Source organism: Pedobacter sp. 01T416_2 (assembly GCF_056398925.1).
Map to the genome: position 1 here is coordinate 1 of NZ_JBFTQI010000590.1, position 3,805 is coordinate 3,805.

The 3,805-nt window shown below is 35.3% G+C and carries 5 protein-coding genes; 3 read left to right on the top strand and 2 right to left on the bottom strand.

The window, feature by feature from the left end; genetic code table 11:
- From AC1DPQ_RS20825 to AC1DPQ_RS20835, 3 genes are all read left to right on the top strand, one after another.
- Positions 1-201: AIR synthase-related protein (locus AC1DPQ_RS20825; protein WP_477610745.1), on the top strand; the 201-nt coding region annotated here is incomplete at its 5' end.
- A gap of 356 nt (positions 202-557) precedes the next feature.
- A complete protein-coding gene (locus AC1DPQ_RS20830; RefSeq protein WP_477583015.1) occupies positions 558-959 on the top strand; it encodes a c-type cytochrome in 402 nt (133 codons plus the stop codon).
- A gap of 302 nt (positions 960-1,261) precedes the next feature.
- Positions 1,262-1,897 (top strand): acetyltransferase, encoded by a 636-nt coding sequence (locus tag AC1DPQ_RS20835; protein ID WP_477583017.1) that lies wholly within the window; start codon positions 1,262-1,264, stop codon positions 1,895-1,897.
- Positions 1,898-1,998: 101 nt separating this feature from the next.
- Here AC1DPQ_RS20835 and AC1DPQ_RS20840 read toward each other — a convergent pair whose 3' ends face one another.
- Both AC1DPQ_RS20840 and AC1DPQ_RS20845 read right to left on the bottom strand, forming a co-directional pair.
- Complete coding sequence (locus tag AC1DPQ_RS20840; protein ID WP_477583019.1) at positions 1,999-2,310, bottom strand: hypothetical protein; 312 nt, start codon at positions 2,308-2,310, stop codon at positions 1,999-2,001.
- Between the two features lie 167 nt (positions 2,311-2,477).
- Positions 2,478-3,805: outer membrane beta-barrel protein (locus AC1DPQ_RS20845; RefSeq protein ID WP_477610746.1), on the bottom strand; the 1,328-nt coding region annotated here is incomplete at its 5' end.

Consider the following 3,805-nt stretch of genomic DNA (forward strand, 5'->3'; position numbering starts at 1 on the left):
GGTACCGATTGGAAAGAAATGTATAAGGTATTTAACATGGGACACCGCATGGAATTATATGTTCCTCAGGAGATTGCCGAAAGCATTATCGAAATATCAAAAAGCTTTAATATCGATGCGCAGATTATCGGTCGCGTAGAAAAAGGCGATCAGAAACAAGTGACTATCGAAAGCGAAAAAGGAACTTTCATTTATAACTAAGCATCAAGGTACAATTTAAAAAGGCTGCTGAAAATTAAATTTCAGCAGCTTTTTTTTTAAACACATTCTTGCCGCAGGGAAATCGCTTTTAACTTTTCTCTGATAATTCTTCCTCTTTTTACGCATACCTAAGCATTATAATTGCCACGGAAGCACGAAAAACACGGAAAAACTTTAATCTCCTCCGTGATTTCTGTGTTTCCGTGGCTAATTAATTTTTGCGCATGTTTTAAAAGCGATTTCCCTGATTCTTGCTGCCTCTTGTCAGTATCGATTGAAATAAATTCATTACAATCTGTAAAAGTCATTTTCTAATATAGAAAAAGGATTATATTAGTTATATAAACTAACAGAACATGAACTATAAAAAGACCATTGTAATGGCCTTACTGGCATGCTTTGCCCTAAGCCTGAGTGCCTTTATGCCTAAAGCCGAACCAGAGCCAAAGGCAAAAAATTTAAAGGTATTGCCTAAAAACATCAGCAAGGAAGAACTCGACAAAGTAATGGACGATTTTAAGCTTGCATTAGGTGTGCGCTGTGGCCATTGCCATGCACCAATGAAAGATAATCCAAGGAAAATGGATTTCGCCAGTGATGAAAAGCCAGAGAAGGAAACAGCTCGTAAAATGATGCGTATGACCGCAAAAATCAATAAGAAATATTTTCATACTGCCTTGCAGGAGGGGAAAACCATTACTCAAATTGCCTGCGTAACCTGCCACAACGGCAAAGCCGAACCAGGGAAACAAATATAAAAAGTTTATTTTCAAGATATTAAAAGCTTCTTTTCTGCCTGCATTTTTTTTTGTGAGGTGTTTTAGCATTTTAATTCATATTTAATTGGGATGAATTTTGACTCGAATTCGGAAGGGAATTGCCAATACAGGCAAAATGTTATTACACCAAATACAATCTTAGTTATATTTCCATTAAAGCCACTACAACTTACCTTTATATCTTTGTCGATACATTCTTAAGTTTTATCGGTACATCATTTAGTTTTGTTTGTATAAACGTATATTAGATTTAACAAATTACTCCAAATAGGAATAACGCTATGATCAATGTATATCTTCTGGGTGCTGGTAAACATGCCGCTGAGCTTAGCGAGTATTTTAATGGCTCGGGTGAGTATCTTTTAACCGGATATATCATCAATTTGGAAGATGCGGTAAATCACCCAAGTTTAACGAAGCCCATTACTTCGCTACCATCTTTTTTAGAAGAACATCCAGCTAATTTAAATATTGCATTAATTGGGGCAATAGGCAATTACGAAAGAAAATCTATTATTGAACTGTTAGAAAACAAAGGCTATTCGTTCATCAACATGATCCACCACCATAATTATATCAGCCCTTCAATTAAAATTGGCGAAGGAAACTGCATTGCCCCAGGTTGTGTAATTAATGCAAATGTGAATATCGGCAACCATTGCATTGTGAATTCAAATTGCAACATCAGTCATGATTGTATAATAGAGAACTATGTAACCATATCACCCGGGGTAACCATTGCGGGCAATGTACATATTAATGAAGGTGTTTTTATCGGATCTGGTGCAACCGTGATCCCGGGCATAACCATCGGAAAGGGAGCCTATGTTGCAGCCGGAGCTTGTGTTACAAAGGATGTTCCGCCGCATGTGATGGTTGCGGGTGTGCCTGCGAGGGTTAAAAAAACAATAGATTAAGCAATGTGAATTAATAAATACTTCAGAAGTTGATATAAAGAAAAAAATCCTCGATCGAATGATCGGGGATTTGTAAAAACATCTAAGTATCTATATATAAACTAATTTAACCTCAAAATCCTTTCACCGTACTTAATTTCTGTTTCTGAGGTGATTTCAAATTCATACTCTTTTTCTGCTGTAACACTAAGCTTTTTACCCTTGATTTTGTAAGTACCTCTATATGCTACATCACCACCTGGCACTATATCGGCTTTGCCGTCTACCATGAGTGTAACGCGTATCGCACTGGTAAGGTATCCATCAGGCTTGGGTACATTAATTTCATAAAATGTTTTTTCTTCTTTTACAGTTAGCTTTTTACAAGAAGTAAAACATAAAAATAAGAGCATTAAATAGATGAGATTTTTCATATTATTTATTTTTATTACAAAAACGTATCATGGTTAATAAAAGTTTTACTAATCACCATAGAAGCTTACTGGATTAAATAGATATTCTAAAATACAATAAATACCTTAATAAACTAAAAAGCCCTGATCGAATGATCAGGGCTCTACTATCTTGAAATCAGTATCAATTAATATTTAACACGGACACCAATTTGCATACTCCAACGTGATAAATAATCGGAATAGGCATATGGTTTACCTGTATATTGATCAGTACCGAATGTTGGGTTAAAAGTATAGTTAGGCTTCACCACATTACCGGTAGTTGTATAACCAACAATGTTCAATGGTGAGATTACTTGATTTGAAGCGAAGTATCCTTGTCCCCATTTCTTGTTTATTAAGTTACCAACATTGAAAATATCGAATGTGAAGCTAAATACGCTCTTTTTGTAGATATTAATATCTTGCACTAATTTAAAATCGAAGTGGTTTTCCCAAGGCAAACGTGTACCGTTACGCTTAGTATTTTTACCGATATTATCTTTTAAATAAGGATCAGAGTTTACATATTGTTGAAACAATTCATATTGTCTTGCTCCAGTCATAGTACCAGTTACACCAGTAACAGGATCTTTAATACCGGTTAAAGAAGTAATAAAGCTAGATGCGTCTACAGGGATGAAAAGTAAATCGGCATTGTTACTTGAGGATTTTGATGGTGTGGCAGTAGTTGATCCATCATCACCGTTTAAATCACCGAATACAACATAAGAAAGCGCTTGTCCAGACTGTCCGTTGTAGAATAAACCTATGTTAGTAGCAAATTTACCACCACCATACTTAAATTTCTTACCCAACATAAATGACACTCTCGAACCCATGTCATTATTATTGGTTGCTAAATCTAAATTGTTTAAACCGTTTACATTATAAGCAAATCTATAGTTAGATAGTGCGGTAGACGAAGTACCATCATTTAAGTTAAATGAGTGGCCAATAGTATAAGAAACGCTTGACATGAAACCGCTGCTAAATTGTTTCTCTAGCTTTCCGTAAACTGTATATGAATAACCTTTATTCGTATTGGTTAAATACAATATATTGGTGTAATTCTTATCTATCTTACTTGCGTTATAAAATGGTCTTGTTACCCCGTTACCCATATCAAGAGTGTAAGAAGATGGGTTTAAGTTCATATCTTGATACAAGATATCTTTGATTGTTTTGGTATAAGTACCTTCAATAGTACCTACTAAACCCCACGGTAATTTTTGATCAACAGCTAAATTAGTTTTTAATACTCTTGGCGCCTGGAAATTCGGATCGGTTATATCTACCTCAGTTGCTGGCGGAGTTGTTGGTGTGCCCTGATAAGGAGATGAAGGATTAAATGTAATATTGTTTTGACCTATTGCAGCTGAATTTGCAGTATACTTAATAGTCGCTTTACCAGTATTCGAATATTGATTTGATACCCATACCATAGGTACACGGCCAGAGAATATGCCTACAC

Excerpts from the sequence above, each read along its gene's own strand:
- AC1DPQ_RS20830 (WP_477583015.1), top strand. The coding sequence starts at position 558 with ATGAACTATAAAAAGACCATTGTAATGGCCTTACTGGCATGCTTTGCC.
- AC1DPQ_RS20835 (WP_477583017.1), top strand. The coding sequence starts at position 1,262 with ATGATCAATGTATATCTTCTGGGTGCTGGTAAACATGCCGCTGAGCTT.
- AC1DPQ_RS20840 (WP_477583019.1), bottom strand. The coding sequence starts at position 2,310 with ATGAAAAATCTCATCTATTTAATGCTCTTATTTTTATGTTTTACTTCT.